18 protein-coding genes are annotated in these 21,656 nt (G+C 33.3%); 8 read left to right on the top strand and 10 right to left on the bottom strand.

Features of this window, described 5'->3' with window-relative positions:
• Nucleotides 1-52: 52 nt before the first annotated feature.
• From acs to AAEO57_RS01445, 7 genes are all read right to left on the bottom strand, one after another.
• Nucleotides 53-1,963 (bottom strand): acetate--CoA ligase, encoded by a 1,911-nt coding sequence (acs, locus tag AAEO57_RS01415; protein ID WP_341688754.1) that lies wholly within the window; start codon nucleotides 1,961-1,963, stop codon nucleotides 53-55.
• A gap of 496 nt (nucleotides 1,964-2,459) precedes the next feature.
• Nucleotides 2,460-3,929, bottom strand: coding sequence for a ketol-acid reductoisomerase (gene ilvC, locus AAEO57_RS01420; protein WP_163411421.1), 1,470 nt, complete (start codon nucleotides 3,927-3,929; stop codon nucleotides 2,460-2,462).
• A gap of 44 nt (nucleotides 3,930-3,973) precedes the next feature.
• Entirely contained in the window at nucleotides 3,974-4,498 is a 525-nt protein-coding gene (gene ilvN / locus AAEO57_RS01425) for an acetolactate synthase small subunit (RefSeq protein WP_163411422.1), read from the bottom strand.
• 6 nt (nucleotides 4,499-4,504) lie between these two features.
• Nucleotides 4,505-6,193 (bottom strand): biosynthetic-type acetolactate synthase large subunit, encoded by a 1,689-nt coding sequence (ilvB, locus tag AAEO57_RS01430; protein ID WP_341688758.1) that lies wholly within the window; start codon nucleotides 6,191-6,193, stop codon nucleotides 4,505-4,507.
• A gap of 68 nt (nucleotides 6,194-6,261) precedes the next feature.
• Entirely contained in the window at nucleotides 6,262-7,935 is a 1,674-nt protein-coding gene (gene ilvD / locus AAEO57_RS01435; RefSeq protein WP_341688761.1) for a dihydroxy-acid dehydratase, read from the bottom strand.
• Between the two features lie 270 nt (nucleotides 7,936-8,205).
• Nucleotides 8,206-9,324 carry a 3-isopropylmalate dehydrogenase gene (gene leuB, locus AAEO57_RS01440; protein ID WP_341688764.1) on the bottom strand — a complete coding sequence of 373 codons (1,119 nt, stop codon included), beginning with the start codon at nucleotides 9,322-9,324 and terminating at the stop codon, nucleotides 8,206-8,208.
• 45 nt (nucleotides 9,325-9,369) lie between these two features.
• Nucleotides 9,370-10,545 (bottom strand): 2-isopropylmalate synthase, encoded by a 1,176-nt coding sequence (locus AAEO57_RS01445; protein WP_341688766.1) that lies wholly within the window; start codon nucleotides 10,543-10,545, stop codon nucleotides 9,370-9,372.
• Between the two features lie 154 nt (nucleotides 10,546-10,699).
• Here AAEO57_RS01445 and AAEO57_RS01450 point away from each other — a divergent pair, with 154 nt between their 5' ends.
• Nucleotides 10,700-12,244 carry a hypothetical protein gene (locus AAEO57_RS01450; RefSeq protein ID WP_341688767.1) on the top strand — a complete coding sequence of 515 codons (1,545 nt, stop codon included), beginning with the start codon at nucleotides 10,700-10,702 and terminating at the stop codon, nucleotides 12,242-12,244.
• A gap of 343 nt (nucleotides 12,245-12,587) precedes the next feature.
• Here the strand turns inward: AAEO57_RS01450 and AAEO57_RS01455 are convergent, their stop codons facing one another.
• The 3 genes from AAEO57_RS01455 to AAEO57_RS01465 all read right to left on the bottom strand — a co-directional run bounded on the left by AAEO57_RS01455 (nucleotide 12,588) and on the right by AAEO57_RS01465 (nucleotide 16,633).
• Nucleotides 12,588-13,388 (bottom strand): ABC transporter substrate-binding protein, encoded by an 801-nt coding sequence (locus tag AAEO57_RS01455; protein ID WP_341688768.1) that lies wholly within the window; start codon nucleotides 13,386-13,388, stop codon nucleotides 12,588-12,590.
• A 125-nt stretch (nucleotides 13,389-13,513) separates the two neighbouring features.
• Entirely contained in the window at nucleotides 13,514-14,335 is an 822-nt protein-coding gene (gene pyrF / locus AAEO57_RS01460) for an orotidine-5'-phosphate decarboxylase (RefSeq protein ID WP_341688770.1), read from the bottom strand.
• A 114-nt stretch (nucleotides 14,336-14,449) separates the two neighbouring features.
• Nucleotides 14,450-16,633: a DUF5723 family protein gene (locus AAEO57_RS01465; protein WP_341688772.1), complete on the bottom strand. Its 2,184-nt coding sequence runs from the start codon at nucleotides 16,631-16,633 to the stop codon at nucleotides 14,450-14,452.
• Nucleotides 16,634-16,897: 264 nt separating this feature from the next.
• Between AAEO57_RS01465 and AAEO57_RS01470 the strand changes: the two genes are divergently transcribed.
• The 7 genes from AAEO57_RS01470 to AAEO57_RS01500 all read left to right on the top strand — a co-directional run bounded on the left by AAEO57_RS01470 (nucleotide 16,898) and on the right by AAEO57_RS01500 (nucleotide 21,613).
• The gene (locus AAEO57_RS01470; protein WP_007811487.1) at nucleotides 16,898-17,083 is read left to right on the top strand and encodes a CsbD family protein; all 186 of its coding nucleotides are present in this window, start codon (nucleotides 16,898-16,900) and stop codon (nucleotides 17,081-17,083) included.
• A 145-nt stretch (nucleotides 17,084-17,228) separates the two neighbouring features.
• On the top strand, nucleotides 17,229-17,780 hold the full coding sequence (locus AAEO57_RS01475) for a helix-turn-helix domain-containing protein (protein ID WP_341688778.1): 552 nt from the start codon (nucleotides 17,229-17,231) through the stop codon (nucleotides 17,778-17,780).
• Nucleotides 17,781-17,800: 20 nt separating this feature from the next.
• On the top strand, nucleotides 17,801-18,250 hold the full coding sequence (locus tag AAEO57_RS01480) for a response regulator (protein ID WP_341688780.1): 450 nt from the start codon (nucleotides 17,801-17,803) through the stop codon (nucleotides 18,248-18,250).
• A 15-nt stretch (nucleotides 18,251-18,265) separates the two neighbouring features.
• Entirely contained in the window at nucleotides 18,266-20,050 is a 1,785-nt protein-coding gene (locus tag AAEO57_RS01485; RefSeq protein WP_341688782.1) for a sensor histidine kinase, read from the top strand.
• 139 nt (nucleotides 20,051-20,189) lie between these two features.
• On the top strand, nucleotides 20,190-20,774 hold the full coding sequence (locus AAEO57_RS01490) for a DUF4142 domain-containing protein (protein WP_341688784.1): 585 nt from the start codon (nucleotides 20,190-20,192) through the stop codon (nucleotides 20,772-20,774).
• A 13-nt stretch (nucleotides 20,775-20,787) separates the two neighbouring features.
• Nucleotides 20,788-21,426, top strand: a complete 639-nt coding sequence (locus AAEO57_RS01495; protein WP_341688787.1) for a porin family protein — start codon at nucleotides 20,788-20,790, stop codon at nucleotides 21,424-21,426.
• Nucleotides 21,427-21,460: 34 nt separating this feature from the next.
• Nucleotides 21,461-21,613: a lmo0937 family membrane protein gene (locus tag AAEO57_RS01500; RefSeq protein ID WP_007811479.1), complete on the top strand. Its 153-nt coding sequence runs from the start codon at nucleotides 21,461-21,463 to the stop codon at nucleotides 21,611-21,613.
• Nucleotides 21,614-21,656: the final 43 nt, after the last annotated feature.

Genomic DNA, 21,656 nt, shown 5'->3' on the forward strand with positions numbered 1-21,656 from the left:
AAAGAAAGCCGTTTCAAGTTGAAACGGCTTCTTTTATCTATATTTTAAATCATTAAGAAATTCTTTCATTCATAATTCCTTCTACAACTTCAGGATTTAATAAAGTTGAAGTATCTCCAAAATTAGAAAAATCTCCTTCTGCTATTTTACGCAAAATTCTACGCATAATTTTTCCTGAACGCGTTTTTGGTAATCCTGAAACAAACTGAATTTTATCCAATTTAGCAATTGGCCCAATATGATCCGCAATATACTGATTGATTTCTTTAGCAAGATTTTCTTTATTTCTAACTTCTCCTGTTTCTTTTAAGATTACATAACCGTATAAAGCATTCCCTTTTATTTCATGTGGAAAACCTACAATTGCTGACTCAGCTACAGCCGGATGCTCATTTATCGCATCTTCAATAGGCGCAGTTCCTAAATTATGTCCTGAAACAATTACGACATCATCTACTCTACCCGTGATTCTGTAATAACCAACTTCATCCCTCAAGGCTCCGTCACCTGTAAAATATTTACCCGGAAAAGCTGAGAAATATGTTTTTTTATAACGTTCATGATCTCCCCAAATTGTTCTGGCAATTCCAGGCCATGGGAATTTAATACATAAACTTCCTACTACCTGATTTCCTTCAATTTCGTTACGTTTTTCATCCATTAAAACAGGTTGAATTCCCGGCAATGGCAAAGTTGCATAAGTAGGTTTTGTTGGTGTTACAAAAGCAATTGGTGAAATCATGATACCGCCTGTTTCTGTTTGCCACCAGGTATCCACTACAGGACATCTTTTATCTCCAACATGATCATTGAACCAGTGCCAAGCCTCTTCGTTGATTGGCTCTCCAACAGAACCAATAACTTTTAATGATTTTAGAGGGTATTTTTGAATATAGTCAAGACTTTCTTTAGCTAAAGATCGAATTGCTGTTGGAGCAGTATAAAACTGTGTGATTTTATGCTTTTCGATGATATCCCAAAAGCGGCTAAAATCAGGATAAGAAGGAACACCTTCAAAAATTACAGTTGTACCTCCATTTAATAATGGTCCGTATAAAATGTATGAATGCCCAGTAATCCATCCAATATCGGCAGTGCACCAAAAAATATCATTTTCTTCGTGACTGAAAACATTTTTAAAAGTATATGCAGTATACACCATGTACCCGGCTGTTGTGTGCACCATTCCTTTTGGCTTTCCTGTAGATCCTGAAGTATATAAAATAAACAAAGGATCTTCTGCATCCATAATTTCGGCTACATTATAATCAAGAGCAGCATCCAGTAATGGTTGTAACCAAAAATCTCTGCCTTCCTGCATTTTTATTTCTGTTTCAGTTCTTTTAACAACCAAAACTTTAGAAACTGAAGAACAGCTTTCTAAAGCTTCGTCTACAATTCCTTTTAAATCAATGGTTTTATTTCCTCTGTAACCTCCATCAGATGTAATAACCATTTTACATTCACTATCATTAATTCTTGCAGAAACAGCTGAAGCTGAAAAACCGGCAAAAATTACTGAATGTATAGCACCAATTCTGGCACAGGCTAAAACTGAAACGGCTAATTCAGGAATCATCGGGAGATAAATACAAACCCTATCTCCTTTTCCAACTCCTTGTTCACGCAAGACATTTGCCATTTTGGAAACCCTTTCATATAACTCATTATAAGAAATATGTAAAGCGCTCTCTGAAGGATTGTTCGGCTCAAAAATAATAGCTGTTTTTTCTCCTCTTTTGCTTAAATGTCTGTCGATGCAATTTTTTGTAATATTAACTTTAGCTTCAGTGAACCATTTTACTTCTGCTTCAGCCATGTTAAAATCAACAACTTTTTCCCACTGCTGGTACCAAGTAAAGTTTTCTTCAGCTATTTTTCCCCAAAATTTTCTTGGCTCTCTTATTGACTTATTGTAATGTTTAAAATATTGTTCTAAATTTTCAATTTTATAATAACTCATAGTGGTTGTAATTTTTTTATAAATGTATTAAATAACAATGTATTCTTAAAATTATTTAATTCATAAATTTTATTAAAAAAAAACATTTATTTAAAAAAACAAACGTTATTAATGTATTTTATACAAATTATTAGATTTTAATCAAATATTAGTAACGTAAAAAAAGGCATGGTATTCAAAAACACCATGCCTTTTTAATCTAACAATTTCAATAACAATTAATTTTTAATCCTGCACGCTTTAGTCGTTTATTTTGAAAATAGCAGCAACATTATTAATCAAAACAGAAATTCACAAGTACATTTATAACTAAACATACCCAAGATAATTTAGGGATTACTTCACTTAACCTGATACTATTCAGAGTTAAGTGAATGTAACATGCGCCATATCTGTTATTATCTTAATAAGTGCTTACTAATTCAAAATATTACATAAAACTAAGATACAGTGCAAAATCCCAACACACTTCTATGTGTGTAATTCCTAATTTATATTATCCAATTTTCTTCATTGCTGTCATAGACTCTCTCAACCACGCACCTACTTCTTCGATAGGGTGCTGACGAATCTCTTTGTTTACAGCAATTAAAACAGTATTATCTACACCATTAGAAGTTGAAAATGGTTTTCCTATGATGTTTGTTTCAACTTTTTTCATGAATTCAGTCAATAATGGCTTACATGCATGATCAAATAAGTAACATCCGTACTCCGCTGTATCAGAAATTACACGGTTCATTTCAAATAATTTCTTTCTTGCAATAGTGTTTGCAATTAATGGTAATTCGTGTAATGACTCGTAGTAAGCAGACTCTTCGATAATACCAGCTTCAGTCATAGTCTCAAAAGCTAACTCAACACCAGCTTTTACCATTGCAATCATTAATACTCCATTATCAAAATACTCCTGTTCAGAGATTGGAGCTTCTTGTGGAGCTGTTTTTTCGAAGTTAGTCTCTCCTGTTGCAGCTCTCCATTTCAACAAATTAACATCGTCATTAGCCCAGTCAATCATCATAGTTCTAGAAAATTCTCCAGAAATGATATCATCCTGATGTTTTTGAAACAATGGACGCATGATATCTTTCAATTCTTCAGCTAATTCGTAAGCCTCAATTTTTGAAGGATTATTTAAACGATCCATCATATTAGTGATTCCACCGTGCTTCAATGCCTCAGTGATAGTTTCCCATCCGTACTGAATTAATTTTGAAGCATAAGCAGCGTCGATTCCTTTTTCAACCATTTTATCAAAACATAAAATAGATCCAGTCTGTAATAGTCCACAAAGAATTGTTTGCTCACCCATCAAATCTGATTTTACTTCAGCTACGAAAGATGATCTTAAAACTCCTGCTCTGTGACCTCCTGTTGCAACAGCATAAGCTTTTGCCTGATCTAAACCTAAACCGTTTGGATCGTTTTCAGGGTGAACAGCGATAAGTGTTGGTACACCAAAACCTCTTTTGTACTCTTCACGCACTTCAGAACCTGGACATTTAGGCGCACACATAATAACCGTGATGTCTTTACGAATCTGCATTCCTTCTTCTACAATGTTAAATCCGTGAGAATAAGCTAAGGTTGAACCTTGTTTCATTAACGGCATAATGGCAGTAACCACAGCAGTATGTTGCTTATCCGGAGTTAAGTTACAAACTAAATCAGCAGTTGGAATTAATTCTTCATAAGTACCTACTTTGAATCCGTTTTCAGTAGCATTTTTAAAAGAAGCTCTTTTTTCAGCAATTGCATCTGCACGCAAAGCATAAGAAATATCTAAACCTGAGTCTCTCATATTTAAACCCTGATTTAAACCTTGTGCTCCGCATCCTACGATTACGACTTTTTTTCCTGCTAATGCATCAATCCCGTTTGCAAATTCTGATTGATCCATAAATTCGCAAACCCCTAACTGTTCTAATTGTAATCTAAGTGGTAATGTGTTGAAATAATTGGCCATTTTTTTAATATTTAATAAGTATGATGTTTAATTTAAATTGATAATTATTTTAATTCTTCTAACAATAATGATGATATTTCCATTTTTTCTTTCGATACAGAAATTCTTCCCGAACGTACAAACTGCATGATACCGTACGGTTTAAATTTTGCATATAATTCTTCTATTTCAGAACGCCTGCCTGATTTTGAAATCACAAAAAAATCACGTGAAACAGTTACAATTGTTGCCTGACTTTCTTTGATTATATTCTGGATTTGTTTTTCATCAAACAATAAACTAGAGGCTATTTTAAACAATGCATTTTCCAGATAAATTGTCTCTTCGTCTGTGTGATAAAACGCTTTTATAACCTCAATTTGTTTTTCGATTTGTCCCACGATATTTTTAACCCATTTCTCTGTAGTTTCCACTACAATGATAAATCTTGAAACATTTTCTATTTCCGATTCTGAAACGTTTAAGCTTAATATATTAATGTGACGTTTTAAGAATATTCCTGATATCCTGTTAAGCAAACCCACATTGTTTTCTGAATATACCGATATGGTAAATGTTTTTTCTTCCATGTCTTTTTAACTTAGTCTGATTTCCGAAACACAAGCTCCTGTTGGAATCATAGGAAACACATTATTCTCTTTTTCTACCATAACTTCTAAGAAATAAGAATCTTTTGAAGCCAGCATTTCAGCAACAGCTTCATCAAGCTCTTCTCTCTTTGTTACTTTTCTTGATTTAATATAATACCCTTCTGCAATAGCGCAGAAATTTGGATTAATCATCACTGTAGAAGCGTATCTATAGTCAAAAAACAATTCCTGCCACTGACGTACCATTCCAAGAAATTCATTATTCAATACAACAATTTTTACCGGAACTTTTGTCTGGTGAATTGTTCCTAATTCCTGAATATTCATTTGAAAACCTCCATCACCAATAACAGCAACAACTTCACGATCTGGTCTTCCCATTTTGGCACCAATAGCTGCCGGTAAAGCAAACCCCATAGTTCCAAGTCCACCAGAGGTAACATTACTTTTCGTTGAATTGAATTTAGTATAACGGCAAGCAAACATTTGATGCTGACCTACATCAGAAACCATTATCGCATCACCTTTTGAATGTTTGTTAATCATTTCAATAGTTTCTCCCATTGAAATTCCCTTACCATTAGTCGGAGCTAATTCTTCATTAATAACCGCTTCACATTCAATTTTATATTTTTCCTTGAACTCATTATGCCATTCTTCATGTGATTTTTTATCTATTAACGGAATTAACGCCGTTAATGCTTCTTTCACATCACCTAAAACTGCAACTTCAGTTTTTACATTTTTATCTATTTCTGCCGGATCAATTTCAAAATGAATCACTTTTGCCTGCTTAGCATAAGTAGCTAATTTTCCTGTAACACGGTCATCAAATCGCATTCCCAGCGCAATTAAAACATCACACTCATTGGTCAAAAGATTAGGACCATAATTACCATGCATCCCTACCATTCCAACATTCAAACGATGATCTGTTGGCAAAGCTGACAAACCTAAAATTGTCCAGGCAGCAGGAATTCCAGATTTTTCAACTAATCTTTTTAACTGTTCTTCTGCTTCACTTAATATAATCCCCTGACCAAAAACAATAAATGGTTTTTTTGCATTATTGATTAAATCTGCAGCCTCTTGAACTTTTTGAAGATTTAATACCGGTTTGGGATGATAACTTCTAATTCCGGTACATTTTTGATAACTAAATTCAAACTCATCAAACTGAGCATTTTTAGTAATATCGATCAATACAGGTCCCGGACGACCAGAACGTGCAATGTAAAATGCTTTTGCAATGATTTCAGGAATTTCATGAGCTTCCGTAATCTGATAATTCCATTTAGTTACCGGAGTTGAGATTCCGATAATATCCGTTTCCTGAAAAGCATCAGATCCTAATAAGTGTTTTCCAACCTGACCTGTAATACAAACCATTGGTGTAGAATCGATTTGCGCATCTGCAATACCTGTAACTAAATTTGTTGCCCCTGGTCCTGAAGTTGCAATAGCCACACCTACCTTACCGGTAGCTCTTGCAAACCCTTGAGCTGCATGTGCTGCACCTTGCTCGTGACGCACCAAAACATGGTGCAATTTATCCTGAAATTTATATAATTCGTCATAAACCGGCATTATAGCACCTCCCGGATATCCATAAACCAAGTCTACTCCTTCTTCTAATAAACATCTAATAACGGCTTCTGCCCCTGATATTTTCATTTTATTTTATATTTTTCACTAATAAATCTTCTTAATTTCAAACTTATTAGCTGGTTGTTTTTATTAAATTATTTGTCAGTAACACATCCCTCAGAGGCACTGGAGACCGAACGCATATATTTAAGTAAAACTCCTTGTGTAATTCCATTTTCAGGTCTCTTCCAATTAGCTTTTCTTTTTGCTAATTCTTCATCTGAAACTTTCATATTTATAGTGTTATTTACCGCATCGATTGTAATAACATCACCATTTTCAATTAAAGCAATTCCTCCTCCTTCATAAGCTTCCGGAGTTACGTGACCCACTACAAAACCATGTGAGCCTCCGGAGAAACGTCCATCAGTAATTAAAGCTACAGAACTTCCTAGTCCAGCTCCCATAATTGCAGATGTAGGTTTTAGCATTTCAGACATTCCAGGACCACCTTTTGGACCGCAATAACGAATAATCACAACGTTTCCTGGTTTAACTTCACCAGCCTGAATACCTCTGATTACATCTTTTTCACCTTCAAAAACTACAGCTGTGCCTTCAAAAAACTCTCCTTCTTTTCCAGAAATTTTAGCCACACAACCTTCTGTTGCTATATTTCCGTATAGAATCTGAATATTTCCAGTCGCTTTTAATGCTTTTTCAACTTCAAAAACCACTTGCTGCCCATCATGCAAATCTGGAATATCAGCTAAATTTTCAGCTATTGTTTTTCCTGTAACAGTCAAACAGTCACCGTGTAAGAAACCTTCTTTCAATAAATATTTCATTACTCCAGGAACACCTCCAACATTATGTAAATCTTCCATTAAGTATTTCCCACTTGGTTTAAGGTCAGCTAATAATGGTGTTTTATCACTGATATCCTGAAAATCTTTTAATGTCAATTCGATACCTACTGAATGAGCCATTGCAATTAAGTGCATAACCGCATTTGTAGAACCTCCTAAAACAGCTACCATCGTAATTGCATTTTCGAATGCTTTACGAGTCATAATGTCTCTAGGTTTAATATCTTTTTCTAATAATATTCTGATTGCTTTACCAGCATCAACACACTCTTGTTTCTTTTCTGGGCTCAAAGCAGGGTTAGAAGAACTGTATGGCAAACTCATTCCTAATGCTTCAATCGCAGAAGACATGGTATTAGCAGTGTACATACCACCACAAGCACCTGCACCTGGGCATGCATTTTGAATTACGCCTTTAAAATCTTCCGGTGTAATCGTATTCTTAATTTTCTTACCTAAAGCTTCAAAAGCAGAAACAATATTCAAATCCTCCCCTTTCCATTTTCCCGGATGAATTGAACCTCCGTAAACCATAATAGAAGGACGGTTTACCCTACCCATAGCCATTAAAGCACCAGGCATATTTTTATCACAACCCGGAACAGCAATCATACCATCGTACCATTGTGCTCCCATAACAGTTTCAATAGAATCGGCAATCACATCACGAGAAACCAAAGAAAAACGCATCCCGTCATTACCATTAGAAATACCATCACTTACACCAATAGTATTAAAAATCAAACCGACCAAATCAGCATCCCAGACCCCTTTCTTAATATCTTTAGCCAGGTCATTTAAGTGCATGTTACATGGATTTCCGTCGTAACCCATACTCACAATTCCTACCTGCGCTTTTTTAAGATCCTCTTCTGTCAAACCAATTCCGTAGAACATTGCCTGTGAAGCTGGTTGAGTTTCATCTTGCGTGATTGTTTTGCTGTACTTGTTTAATTCCATTATGTATTATTTGTAATTAATTTTATTCCTAAAAAAAACCTCCCAACTATGTGGGAGGTTATAATATATCTTTTTCAATTATATTTATACCATTCCCGTTTCAGATGTGTTAACCACACTGACAACAATAATAGAAGTAATAATAATTGAGATTTGCATTTCCTTATTTTTTTGGTGTCACAAAAGTACAAAAACTAATAGGACTAAAAAAATAAAATCTCAACATTTTAAACACTTCTTGTTAATTAGTTTAATATTTAACAAAAAAAATTAAACAATCGTTGACTGTCCGATATGAACGTTATCATTATTAAAATACAGCAAATCGTCTTTGCTAAAAATAAAGTTCGAAACAAATTCACCAACTTCATTGGTCCCAAATTTTGAATCCGGTTTCAAATCCATAGTAACTACTTTGAATTCAATTGCTTTTTCGATTGCTTTATAAATTACATTTGCTTCTTTAAACAACCCAAAATGCTCTAAAAGCATCGCTGCCGACAAAATTGAAGCAATTGGATTGGCAATATTTTTACCTTTTGCCTGAGGATAAGAACCGTGAATTGGTTCAAAAAGAGCATTTTTCTCTCCTAATGAAGCAGAAGCTAACAAACCAATAGAACCAGTAATAACACTTGCTTCGTCAGATAAAATATCTCCAAATAAATTCTCTGTCAAAATCACATCAAATTGCTTTGGATTTAAAATCAATTGCATTGCTGCGTTATCTACAAATAAAAAGTCTAATACTACATCAGGGTAACTTTCACCAACTTTCTGCACCACTTTTCTCCACAATCTTGAGGTTTCCAAAACATTAGCTTTATCAACCATTGTAAGCTTTTTACGTCGGTTTTGTGCCGATTTAAAGGCCAAATGTGCTATTCTGGTAATTTCCTCTTCTGAATATTCACACAAATCCGAAGCATGTGTTCCTTCATCATTTAAAGTTTTTTCGCCAAAATAAGCACCCCCGGTTAATTCCCTGAAAATAGTAAAATCAGCACCTTCAATAATTTCTCTTTTTAAAGGAGAAGCTTCAATCAAAGCCTTGTAAGGTTTAATGGGACGTATGTTTGCAAACAACCCAAGTTCTTTTCGCAATTTCAACAATCCCTGTTCCGGACGAACTTTTGCATTTGGATTATTATCATATTTAGGATCACCAATTGCACCAAACAAAACCGCGTCTGTGTTCAGACACAAATTCAACGTTTGTTCAGGAAGTGGTTTTCCTGTTTTATCAATAGCAATTGCTCCCATGAGAGCTTCTTCAAAAACAAATTCATGATTATACACTTCACCAATTGCATACAAAGCTTTTTTTGCCTGTGCAATTACCTCTGGTCCAATTCCGTCTCCTGGTAAAACTGCTATTTTCAAATTCATAATGTCTCGTCCTTTATGTATTTAAAATCTGATTATTTATTTCAATTAGTTTCTTATTAAATCTCCCTGAATTTTGGAAGCTTCTATAATTTGATGAATATCTTCGTCTAAAACTTCTTTTTTAATATCTGCGAATTTCAAAAATTCAATATAAACGATATCCAATTGTGTTTTTGTCAATTCATAACCTACTTTCTTCGCGCGGTATGCCAAAGCCGCTCTACCACTTCTTGCCGTTAAAATAATCGAAGATTCATTAACACCAACATCAAGCGGATCCATGATTTCGTAAGTAGCTCTGTTTTTAATAACACCATCCTGATGAATTCCAGAACTGTGCGCAAAAGCATTTGCTCCAACAATCGCTTTGTTTGGCTGTACAATCATCCCCATACTTTCTGAAACCAAACGACTCATTTCGTTTAATTCTCTTGTATTGATATTTGTATCTAAATTTAAGTATGGATGCTGCTTGAAAATCATCACTACCTCTTCAAGTGCTGTATTTCCTGCTCTTTCACCAATACCATTAATTGTACATTCGATTTGTCTTGCTCCATTGATAGCCCCTGCAATTGAGTTTGCAGTTGCCATTCCTAAATCATTATGACAATGGCATGAAAGAGTAACATTCTCTATACCTTTTACGTTTTCTTTTAAATATTTGATTTTTGCTCCATATTCTTCTGGAAGACAATATCCTGTTGTGTCAGGAATATTCAATACTGTCGCTCCTGATTTAATAACTTCCTCACAAACTTTTGCAAGAAAAGCGTTATCTGTTCTACCAGCATCTTCAGCATAAAACTCAACGTCTTCTACATACGATTTTGCATGAGAAACAGCATATTTTGCTCTGGCAATAATATCTTCCGGAGTAGTATTTAATTTATGGAGTATATGAGATTCTGAAGTTCCGATTCCTGTATGGATTCTAGGTCTTTTAGCATGCTTTAAGGCAGCTGCCGCAACATCAATGTCGTTTTTCACAGCTCTTGTAAGCCCACAGACCGTTGCATTTTCTACAATTTTACAAATCTCAGAGACCGATAAAAAATCGCCCGGACTTGACACAGGAAAACCTGCTTCGATGATATCAACTCCCATTTTGTCAAGTCTTTCTGCAATAACCAATTTTTGATTGGTATCTAACTTACATCCCGGAACCTGTTCACCATCACGCAAAGTGGTATCAAAAATTTGAACTTTCTCTCTATTCATATTCATTTATTTAATGTAATTTCACATCCTGAAACAAATATATATTGTACTTCTTCAGTACGAAATTCATTTTAATGAAATTATACTGTTCATAAAACAATTTATAAGTAGTTAAATAACTAAAAATCAATAAGTTACATTATTATATTTTACAATGGCTAACCATCAAAAAGATTTTTTATTTGTACTGATAAAATCACTTTCTAAATCCGAAAAAAGGCAATTTAAAATTTTTGCGAGTCGTCTGGAAACGAGTTCAAATACAAAATTTATTGAATTGTTTAATATTCTGGATAAGTCTGAAACTTATGACGAAAAACTTATCTTAAAAAGCGGAAGTATCAAAAAAGTTCAGTTATCCAATTTAAAATCATATCTGTACAAACAAATTTTAGTTAGTATCCGCCTGAATATCCCGAACCAGAACATTCGCTATCAATTACGGGAACAAATAGATTTTGCTGTTATTTTATACAACAAAGGACTATACAAACAAAGCTTAAAGATTTTGGATAAAACCAAAATAATAGCCCTTGAAAATGATGAAAAATACATGGCTTATGAAATTGTTGAATTCGAAAAACTAATCGAATCGCAATACATTACCCGAAGTATTCAGGGACGCGCTGACGAACTGGTAATTCAGGCAAAGGAATTGAATTACCGTAATACTATTTCAAGCAAGTTATCCAATTTATCTCTTCAGCTGTACGGAATCATGCTAAAAACCGGTTACGTAAAAAACGATGAAGAGTATAAATATATTGACGACTATTTCAACAAACACATTTCAAAATTAGACGAAAGCAAATTTGGTTTCCGTGAAAAGTATTGGTTTTACAATGCTAATTTATGGCGTAGCTTTCTAGTTCAGGATTTCTTAGCCAGTTACAAATATGCTTATAAATGGGTTCGTTTGTTTTATGACAATCCGAATATGATTTACCAGAATCCGGTGTTTTTTCTAAAAGGAAATCATTACTTTTTAGAATCGCTATATATGCTGAAATACAAATCGAATTTCAAAAAATATTTAACGCTTTTAGAAGAAACTATTCAGGATCCTAAATTTCCGGTTAATGACAACATTGCATCACTATCATTTTTATACCTATATAACAACAAATTGAATTTTCATATTCTGGAAGGAACTTTTGCCGAAAGCGAATATTTAATTCCGGAGATTTTAGAAAAAATAAAAGTTCACAGCGAACATCTTGACGAGCATCACGAAATGTTATTTTATTACAAAATTGCCTCTATCTATTTTGGAAATGAAAAATACAATGAGTCGATTTATTATCTGGATAAAATCATCAATAACAAAAACTTAACGATGCGCGAAGATTTAATGTGCTTTGCAAGACTTTTATCTTTGATTGCACATTATGAATTAGGAAAAGATTATTATCTGGAAAACCATCTTAAAAACACATATAAGTTTTTACTAAAGATGAATGATTTACACGAAGTTCAGAAAGAAATCATTAAGTTCATGAGAAACCTTAATAATTTTTATCCGGCCGATATCAAAAAAGAATTTATCAAAATGCGTGAACGTTTTATCGAATTAGAAAAAAACACTTACGAGAAAAGAGCTTTCCTTTATCTGGACATCATTTCATGGCTTGAAAGTAAGATTGAAAACCGTAAAATCGCTGATATAATAAAGGAAAAAGCCAAACTGAGCAGCCGTTAAAAGCATCCATAACGTTATTTTAAAAATCTTAACTTATGTCCAACAAAGTAATAACAAAACCTTAACAGCAAAAGAAAGATATATATCGGACATTTGTAATGTAATAAACTGGTTATTTATTATTTTGGTTTTGGTTAGTTAAATGATGCCGGCGTCTTAGTGATGCCGGCATTCTTTTTTTATATCTATATGGTTATTTTGTTTCAGGTTTTAGGTTTCAGGTTGCTTTACTTGCCCTATTTAACCACAAAACACGCAAAACTGTGTGACATAAGCTTTGCGTGTTTTGCAGTTAAATTTACACTTCAATAACTTGAAACTTGAAACAAAGAAAAACTTTAAACTAATTTTTCAATCTTTCGTGAAGCAATTTAAAATACGGGAAAGCCTTTAACAATCGGCTTCCGTGCCATGAAAACATTTCGCCGTCTACGAAAATTGTTTTGGCATGATGTGTAAATCTTCCGATTTCAAAAGCATCTTCTTCTTTGAATGGATAAGGCTCTGAAGAAAGAAAAACCAAATCCGGATCACCTTCCAGACGCATTTTTTTAAGTTCAATTTCAGGGTAACGGCCTTTGTCTTCGTAGATATTTTTAAAATGGTTTAACTTTAACAATTCATTAATATACGTATCATTTCCTGCAACCATGTATGGATTTTTCCAAATAAAATAGGCTGCTTTTTTCACCTCAATATCCTGAACGTATTTTTTAAAATCGCTTAAAGCGAAAGTTAACTTATCATTCCATTTTTGAGCTTCGGTTCGGCAATTAAAAAGCTGTCCAAAATCTGAAATCATTTTAAAATTGTCTTCCACAGAAATAATATTCGTGACCCAAACCGGACATATTTCACTTAACTGCTCAACAATTTCGGAAGTATTTTCTTCTTTGTTACAAATGATAACATCCGGCTGCAGTAATTTTATCTTTTCAAAATGAATCTTTTTGGTGCCACCAACAATCTTTTTGGTTGATTTTAAATGATAAGGATGCACACAAAACTTCGTGATTCCTATAATTTTATCTTCTAAACCTAAATCATATAACAATTCGGTTTGTGAGGGCACTAACGAAATAATCCGTTTTGGAGCTGTTTCAAAAGAATGTAAAGTCCCTAACTGATCTTTTAATTGTTTCATATTGTTTTAATTCTATTTTTAACCGTAAAGTTCGCAAAGATTTACGCTAAGAACACAAAGTTATTTTCTTTGTGAAACTTGCCAAACCTTAGCGAACTTTGCGGTTAATCTATTTATAAAGTTCGTTAAAACTTAGAATTAATTATTTCTTTCATTTCCTGCTGAACTTTCAAAGCCTCTTCCCTTGCCTTTTCAGCAAAGTCTGTTCCGTTTGAAGCATAAATAATAGCTCTGGCAGAATTTACCAATAAACCTACTTTATCATTCATTCCGTATTTGCAAACTTCAGACAAACTTCCGCCCTGAGCACCGATTCCCGGAACCAGTAAAAAACTATCCGGAACAATTTTTCTAATTTCCGTAAAATATTCAGCTTTGGTAGCTCCTACTACATACATTAAATTATGACTGTTTTTCCATGTTTTAGAAGTTTCCAAAACCTGTTTGTATAATTCCTTTCCGTTGGTCTCTAAGGTTTGAAAATCAAAGGCTCCTTCATTTGAAGTAAGAGCTAACATTATAGTATGTTTATTTTCAAAAGCAAGAAAAGGTTCTACTGAATCTTTTCCCATGTAAGGTGCAACTGTTACACTATCAAAATTTAAATCTTCAAAAAAAGCTTTAGCATACATGCTTGAAGTATTTCCGATATCACCGCGTTTTGCATCGGCAATCGTGAAAATTTCAGGAAACTTTTCATTAATATAACTGATTGTTTTCTGCAGTGAAACCCATCCTTTAATTCCGTACGCTTCAAAAAAAGCTGTATTAGGTTTATAGCCCACAGTCAAATCATGAGTAGCATCAATTATAGTTTTATTAAACTCAAAAATAGGATCTTCAGTTTCTAATAAATGCTGCGGAATTTTATTTAAATCAGGATCCAGCCCAACACATAAAAATGATTTTTTTTGCAGAATTTGTTCGTGTAGTTGTTGTGTAGTCATTCGTGAATTTTTAGTTTTTTCAATTCAAAGAAATGCTTCTTTTTTAGAAAGTATGCAAAAATAAAAAAAGCCACTCAATTAAGAATGGCTTTTTGGTTTTATATTCAGAAAGGCTTATAAATTGCCTAAATAAACAATTTCTGTTCTTCTGTTTTCTGCTCTTCCGGCAGCTGTTTTATTAGATTTAACAGGTTTTGTAGATCCGTAACCATTAGAAGTTAAATTAGCAGGATTTACACCTTTTGCAATCAGTGCATCCATAACAGCTTTTGCTCTTTGTTCAGATAACTTTTGATTTGCCTTGGCATTTCCAACATTATCAGTATGACCGTTAACAGCAAATTTAGCATTTGGATAATTTCTCAAAATTTCTTTGATAGCGTCCAGTCTTCCTGAGTTCTCACCTTTATCAGCAACATCCAGAGTTGATTTACCGGTTGGGAAGAAAATAGATTTAGCTTCCACTCTTAACTGTTCTAATGTAGCTTTGTTAACTTCAGGACAGCCTTTGTTTTCTTTTGGACCTGCAAGTATCGGACAATTATCTTCACTATCAGGAATACCGTCTTTATCAGCATCTAAAACCGGACAACCTTTATTTTCTACTAAACCTGCAACATCCGGACAAGCATCGTCTTTGTCCAAAACGCTATCACCGTCTGTATCGGGCCATGGGCATCCTTTGTTTTCTACAGGACCTGCAACAGTTGGGCATGCATCAACATTATCCAGTAATGTGTCTCCGTCACTATCTTTCCACGGGCATCCTTTGTTTTCAACTGGACCGGCAACATCAGGACAAGCATCATCTTTATCCAAAACTTTATCACCATCTTTGTCTGGCCAAGGGCAACCGTTGTTTTCAACTGGACCAGCTACATCTTTACAAGCATCTTCTTTATCTATAATTCCGTCTTCGTCTGTGTCTTTAAATTTCTTTTGGTAAACAGGAATTTTAACTCCTACATAAAAATCAGCTGCTTTAGATTCTTTAGACACTAAATTAGTAAGAACAGAGCCAGAACCAACAAAGAAAGTACCTACACGTAAACCTGAACCCACCTGCATTCCGCTATATTCCATCCATGATACCGGTACGAAAAAACTAAACCATCTGCTTTCATAACGAGGAGTCAGACTTACTCTGTCAGCAATACTCACTGCGTTTAATTTGGTATTTGATACCATACTGATATCTCCATTAAGATTCAAATAGAATTTATTGTGAATATTCCAGTCAACATCTGCATGAAGAGCCGTTGGCAAGTTGGTTTTAGCACCTTTTGCAGTTGCTATTTTAGTATAATGATCATCCAGAAAATCATATAAATTATCCGCATTATCAATCATATCCTGCGTTACTACACCTGTAATATCGTAAGTATCCTGTTTTCCTTTTTTGTAATTAATAGAACCAACATCAGTAACAGAAAATCCGAAACGTAATTTATATTTGTTTAAATCCCTGAAATTATTATCTGCCGGTTTGGCTTTACTTACGTCATATTTTTCATAATCAGGTCTCCATTCATAAACCAATCCAAAATCGGCACCGAAACCACTTGAATTAATGTCAAACTCATAATCCTCATTGTTTTCCCAATCCTGGCTTCCACCCACGGTAAGCTGACCTTCTGTAATTAAAACACTATTTTCAGGGGTTGTTGTATTTTCTACAAATGCTACTTTACCATTTCTACCCTGAATATAACCATTTGCCACTCCCTGCAAATATTTGGCTGTAATACCTCCTTTTAAGAAATGCTGACCGTTTTGATATAAAACAGCTGCGTAAGAAAGCCCTACTTCTCCCCAACCGTGAGAAACACCGTTTGGACTTCCTGCATCAAAATTAAAATTAGATGCATCATCCAGACCATCTTTAACCTGATCGACAAGATTTCCGTTCACATCTCTTAAGTTAGTTATAGCTCGCGCTCTTGTAAAAAATGCTAAACTGTGTTTTGGCGCAATATTAAACATAAACGACGGTCCCATGAAATCAACATTTATGATTCCGTTATTTTTATTAGAAGGCGTCATTTTGGCCTGACTGTCAAAATCATAACCATCTTTAAAAACATCCAAAAGCTTTACACCGTATAAATCATTACCAACAGAACTACTTACTGAGAACACATTAATATCTGTTTTAAAACGGGAATCTGCTATCGAAGCAGGGTTAAAAAGTACACTTTGTACTCCAGCATAATTATCATGAAAATACCCTAAATAAGATTGCGCTCTGGCGGCAAAAGAAGTAACCAAAATTAATAATACAAGTAATTTTTTTTTCATTAAAAAAGGGGTTTTTAAGTTAAAATTGGCGGCAAAACTACAATAATAGATTTAAAAGGATAGTATCTGAACATTAAATTGATGTAACATCTGTTGTCAATTATGTCTAAAAAAAACAATAAAAAACTTAACTAATACATTAACAACAAATTACACTTAAAACCAAAAATGTGAATTATACAACAGTTTGAAAAATTTGTGTAACATAAATTTTTGTCATAATTCGCAATTTTACAATATAATAATACACTAAATAATATAGTTATGAATACTACTGAAATAAAAGGAAACTGGAATGAGCTGAAAGGAAAATTAAAACAAAAATATGCTACTCTGACCGATGATGATTTGATGTTTGCCGAAGGAAAAGAAGACGAAATGTACGGAAAACTTCAGCAAAAATTAGGTAAAACAAAAGAAGAATTGCATCAAATTTTGTCAGAATTGTAAATCCTTTCAAAAATACCAGTGTGCCGCCTAACTTAAATTAGGCGGTATTTTTTTGATTTTCAAACTTTAACCGTTACACAAATCCTAACCTCAAATTAGCATAAAAAATAAATAAATTAGTTATCTTTAACCATTTCTTTACAATATGAAATTATTTATAAAATTTGACATCAATACAATTTGTACACTTTTTCTAAAAGAAAAACTGGAAGAGCAAAATTTAAATTTTGCTACTTTAGGTTTTGGAGAAATTGAACTTGAAGAAAACCTGACCATTGAAGCTTTAGAAGAATTAAAAAACAAATTAAGCCCTTTTGGTTTTGAGGTTGTAGAAAATCAAAAAAGTGTTCTGGTTCAGAAAATTAAGGATGCCATAATAGAACTGGTTTACACGGATGATAATAACAACTATAAAAGTTCCGCTTATTTGGCCGACAAATTAAACCACAGTTACGGATACTTATCCAATGTTTTTTCTGAGGTAACCTATTCGTCAATTGAGAATTTTATAATTATTCAAAAAATTGAAAGAGCAAAGCAATTAATGATTGTAAATGAAATGAGTCTGACCGAAATTGCTTTTTTACTGAATTATTCCAGCGTAGCACATTTAAGCACCCAGTTTAAAAACACAACCGGAATTACTCCTTCTGCGTTCCTGAGAATCATAAAAAAACGAAGAGAAAATTTAAAATAAAAACCAAATACCTATAATCAATGCAAAAAAACGCATTACACATTTTACTTGCTGACGACGACGAAGACGACAGACTTTTTTTCAAAGATGCTTTTGAAGAAGTAAAAGTACAGACCAAAGTCGAATTTGTTTTCGATGGTTTACAATTAATGGAACATTTAAACAATCCTGATAATAAATTACCTGATATTTTATTTCTGGATTTGAACATGCCTAAAAAAACAGGTAAAGAATGTTTGATAGAAATTAAAAAAACCGAACGCCTGAAAAATCTTATCATCGCAATTTATTCGACATCTTCATCTGATGAAGATATTGAAGACACCTTTGTTGAAGGTGCCAATATTTATATTAAAAAACCAAGTGACTTTAATGCTCTTAAAAAAATCATCAATGAAGTCATAACGCTAAACTGGCACTATCACACTTCCGGACTTAATAGAGACAACTTTTTATTGAGCCTTAAATAATTATTTGCAATACTAATGAAATGGATACCTAAGTTTAATTCCTCAAATTCTTTGAGAGTTATTTTTATAATAGCTATTTTCATTTTGCTTTTTCTTTCGTCAATAGTTTATAAACATAACCGGGATCTAAACGAATCCAGTAAGCTGGTAATACATACTTATGAAATTAATGTAGAACTGGAACGCTTAATTTCTGCGATTAAGGATGCAGAAACAGGCCAGCGCGGTTACATTATTACCAGTAATCCTAAATTCCTGACACCATACCTTTATTCCAGAGACAAAGTAAACAGATCTTTTGTTCACCTTAAAAAATTAACAGAAAACAGCCCCAAGCAAAAAGATAATCTTGAAAATCTGTTTTCGCTTATTATTCAGGAGTTCAAAACTTTTGAAAACTGTCTTAAATACAGTAACCCAAAAACTTATGACAAAAGAAAACTGGACAATTATATGTTCAGTGGTCGTATTTTAATGGAAAACATTCGTTTTCAGGTTGAAAAAATGAAAGATATTGAAAAGAAATTTTTAGAAAAGAGACTTCAGAAATATGACGAGGAGATTTCTTTGGGACCTATATTTGCAATTTCTCTTTTCTCAACGGCACTTACTTTTATACTGTTGGCTTACAGACAAATCAGCAGAGATCTTATCCGTTTGAAAATTTACAATAAAAAACTTTTAATATCAGGCGGGCTAATGTCTGAGGCTGAAAAAATTGGACAATTCAGCACCTGGCAGTGGGATTTGAATACAAACAAAATCGACTACTCGGACAATCAGTTTCGAATACTGGGTTTCCAGCCAAATGCTTTTGCCCCAAGCATGGACACTTTTCTTGATTTTGTTCATCCCGAAGATAAAGAAGCTGTTGCTGCTTCAATGGAAAATATCATTAATAATAAAGAACTTCCTTTTATATATTATAAGATCATAAAACCTGATGATGAAATCAGACATTTTAAATCTACCGGTAAGTTACTTACAGATCAAAATGGAAATAATATTTTACTTGGAATAAATTTTGACATTACAGATGAACATTTATTAAACATTGAACTTCAGGAGCGTAATAATGAGCTGGAAAAAAGCAACAAAGAATTAGCTTCCTTTAATCATGTTGCCAGCCACGATTTACAGGAACCTTTGCGCAAAATTCAGACTTTTATTTCAAGAATTTCTGAAAAAGACAGAGCTGCAATTTCTGACAATGCAAAAGAGTATCTTATAAAAATTGAGACATCCGCCAAAAGAATGCGTGTTTTAATTGATGATTTATTATTGTTTTCAAGAACAAATACAACCAAAAAAGAGTTTATTAAATCTGATTTGAATGAATTATTAGAAAATGCAAAATCAGAACTGGCCGTAATCATTGATGAGAAAAAAGGTTCTCTCAAGGTGAGCAAACTTCCAAAATTATATGTGATACCTTATCAGATAGAGCAGCTTTTTATTAATCTGATTGGAAATTCATTAAAATACAGTAAGCCCGAAGTCGCTCCGCAGATTACAATTCATTGTGAAAAGATCTTATCCAATGAAGTTCCTGAATTAATAGATCAGCCGTTCAAAAAATTCTACAAAATTAGTTTTACTGATAACGGAATGGGATTTGATCCTCAGTTTAAAGATAATATTTTTGTACTGTTTCAACGACTACATTCGAAAACCGATTATCCTGGTACCGGTATCGGTCTCGCTATCTGTAAAAAGATTGTAGAAAACCACAAAGGCTACATTACGGCCAACAGCAAACCCAACGAAGGCTCTGTGTTTACAGTGTTTCTGCCTGAATAATTCTCCTGATTTTATCATATTAAAACGTTATATAAATCCAGCTATGGGAATTATATAACGTTTCTTTTTTATGCTGTAAAGCAATCCTTACTATTCGTTTGCATCTTTGTAATGTAGATAATGAATAACAAATAACAGGATGCTCTCATCAAAAACATCATTTTTAAAAATACTTTTTACAGGAGTTACATTAGTATCAATTAGTGCATGTGAAAAAAATGACAAAATCGAAAAAGAAAGCACCAAAAACGTTCTTACAGCAAGAAATAATGAAGAAACCGAAATTTATTTTTTTACAGCATTAGCAAATTCGACACAAGCAATTATAGCAAAAAGTCAGTTGGCACAATATAAAAGTTTAGAACAAAAAACAAGAGACATCAGTTCTAAAATAGAAAACAATCAGGTAATGCTGCTTCAGGAAATAAATAAAATTTCGCTTAAAAAACTCATTGTTATTACTGATATAGATGTTCCTGCAAATGATGATTTGTATAAATTAATTGACACTTCTTACACAAGTTTTGATAAAGTATACATTAATTCGATGACACGTTTATTGTATGAACAAATTCAGTTATTAGAAGCAATTTCAAAAAAAACAAATGACAGTGATGTTTCAAAATTAGCGTTTCATTATTTACCATTACAATATAAGCTTTTGCTTGAAACAGAAAAATTAAATGAACTAAAGACAATTAAGAATACCACAATTATTAACTAAATTTTTTTAAATTATGAAAATGCAATCAAATATTTTATGCGCCTTAACACTTTTTTTATCAGCTTCATTTGGAATGCTGCACGCTCAGGAAAATGTAACTACCGAATTTGGTATAAAAGGAGGTTTGAATATGTCTAATTTATTCACAGAAGAAGCAGATGACGAAAATATCTTATACGGATTTAATGCCGGTGTCTATGCCACATTACCCGTTTCAGATTTTATCGCCATTCAGCCTGAGTTATTATTTACTACAAAAGGTTCAGAGTTAGAATATAGTACTGCTTTTGCAAGCGGAAACACTAAATTCAAATTGAACTACATAGAACTTCCTTTACTGGTAAGGGTAAATATCACCAAAAATTTTAATATTCATGCCGGTGGTTATGCCTCTTATCTGGTAAGTGCCAAAGTAAGCGGTGATGGAGACATCGATTTTGATGAAGACATTGATGCTGATGACCTGGAAAGATTTGATGCAGGACTTTCAGCAGGTATCGGAGTAGATTTTAATCCGGTAAGTGTGGGTCTGCGTTACAATTACGGTCTGACTACTATTGGAAAAGAAAGAGATTTTGCCGGAACTTCTTACACGTTTCCGGATGCGAAAAACAGCAATCTTTCATTATATGTTTCTTATAAATTAAACTAAAAACAATTAATTATTAACCATAAACTATATAATCATGTCAAATTTATTATACACAATCGCAGTAATACTAGTTATTCTGTGGGCTTTGGGGTTCTTCGTATACAGTGCCGGAAGCATTATACATATCTTATTAGTAATTGCTATTATAGCCATACTGTTCAGACTTATTAAAGGTCGTGAAATTTAAATCAGAATTATTAAAACAATTATATATTAATTTTTAAATCAAA

This window comes from Flavobacterium calami, assembly GCF_038290035.1.
In the GTDB taxonomy this organism is placed as follows: Bacteria; Bacteroidota; Bacteroidia; order Flavobacteriales; family Flavobacteriaceae; genus Flavobacterium; species Flavobacterium calami.

Bases quoted from the DNA above. Each gene is read 5' to 3' on its own strand.
- AAEO57_RS01495 (WP_341688787.1), top strand. From the start codon at position 20,788: ATGAAAATGCAATCAAATATTTTATGCGCCTTAACACTTTTTTTATCA.
- AAEO57_RS01480 (WP_341688780.1), top strand. From the start codon at position 17,801: ATGCAAAAAAACGCATTACACATTTTACTTGCTGACGACGACGAAGAC.
- ilvB (WP_341688758.1), bottom strand. From the start codon at position 6,193: ATGAAAATATCAGGGGCAGAAGCCGTTATTAGATGTTTATTAGAAGAA.
- AAEO57_RS01490 (WP_341688784.1), top strand. From the start codon at position 20,190: ATGCTCTCATCAAAAACATCATTTTTAAAAATACTTTTTACAGGAGTT.
- pyrF (WP_341688770.1), bottom strand. From the start codon at position 14,335: ATGACTACACAACAACTACACGAACAAATTCTGCAAAAAAAATCATTT.
- AAEO57_RS01445 (WP_341688766.1), bottom strand. From the start codon at position 10,545: ATGAATAGAGAGAAAGTTCAAATTTTTGATACCACTTTGCGTGATGGT.
- AAEO57_RS01465 (WP_341688772.1), bottom strand. From the start codon at position 16,633: ATGAAAAAAAAATTACTTGTATTATTAATTTTGGTTACTTCTTTTGCC.
- AAEO57_RS01470 (WP_007811487.1), top strand. From the start codon at position 16,898: ATGAATACTACTGAAATAAAAGGAAACTGGAATGAGCTGAAAGGAAAA.
- ilvD (WP_341688761.1), bottom strand. From the start codon at position 7,935: ATGGAATTAAACAAGTACAGCAAAACAATCACGCAAGATGAAACTCAA.
- AAEO57_RS01450 (WP_341688767.1), top strand. From the start codon at position 10,700: ATGGCTAACCATCAAAAAGATTTTTTATTTGTACTGATAAAATCACTT.
- AAEO57_RS01475 (WP_341688778.1), top strand. From the start codon at position 17,229: ATGAAATTATTTATAAAATTTGACATCAATACAATTTGTACACTTTTT.
- AAEO57_RS01455 (WP_341688768.1), bottom strand. From the start codon at position 13,388: ATGAAACAATTAAAAGATCAGTTAGGGACTTTACATTCTTTTGAAACA.
- AAEO57_RS01500 (WP_007811479.1), top strand. From the start codon at position 21,461: ATGTCAAATTTATTATACACAATCGCAGTAATACTAGTTATTCTGTGG.
- ilvC (WP_163411421.1), bottom strand. From the start codon at position 3,929: ATGGCCAATTATTTCAACACATTACCACTTAGATTACAATTAGAACAG.
- AAEO57_RS01485 (WP_341688782.1), top strand. From the start codon at position 18,266: ATGAAATGGATACCTAAGTTTAATTCCTCAAATTCTTTGAGAGTTATT.
- ilvN (WP_163411422.1), bottom strand. From the start codon at position 4,498: ATGGAAGAAAAAACATTTACCATATCGGTATATTCAGAAAACAATGTG.
- acs (WP_341688754.1), bottom strand. From the start codon at position 1,963: ATGAGTTATTATAAAATTGAAAATTTAGAACAATATTTTAAACATTAC.
- leuB (WP_341688764.1), bottom strand. From the start codon at position 9,324: ATGAATTTGAAAATAGCAGTTTTACCAGGAGACGGAATTGGACCAGAG.